Origin of the sequence: Bartonella sp. AP58NXGY, from assembly GCF_042195785.1 — a bacterium.
Classification (GTDB): domain Bacteria; phylum Pseudomonadota; class Alphaproteobacteria; order Rhizobiales; family Rhizobiaceae; genus Bartonella.
On sequence record NZ_JBHIOY010000219.1, the window covers coordinates 335 to 752 of the forward strand.

The 418-nt window shown below is 40.2% G+C and carries 1 protein-coding gene; it reads right to left on the minus strand.

The window, feature by feature from the left end:
• On the minus strand, positions 1-418 hold a 418-nt coding region (locus ACFINC_RS10560; protein ID WP_375617183.1), incomplete at both ends, for a PEP-utilizing enzyme.

Below are 418 nucleotides of genomic sequence, written 5' to 3' on the forward strand. Positions count from 1 at the left end.
TCAACATCTTCATGCGTAGGATCAAGGTAAATGAACCCGTTATCGCCATCAATAATAGCCTGAATATCAGACTGAACCGCTAAAATATCATCACCTACAGCAACAATCATCGGAATACCAAGCGTACGCGCCAAAATAGCTGTATGAGAAAGTGGACCTCCCCATGCTGTTGCTAATCCTTTTACTTTTGTACAATCAAGTTGTGCGACATCAGAAGGAGAAAGATCATTTGTAACCAGAATAACACCACTTGGAATATCATTTAAAAAGAAGGATCTATAAGATGGATTTATTTCACCTAAGACACGACGACCAACATCAATTAAATTAACAGCACGGGCCGCTAACAAAGGATTATCTACCTTAGAAAACATATCGGAAAACTGCCGAACCGCTCTATCCCAAGACCAAGCAACAC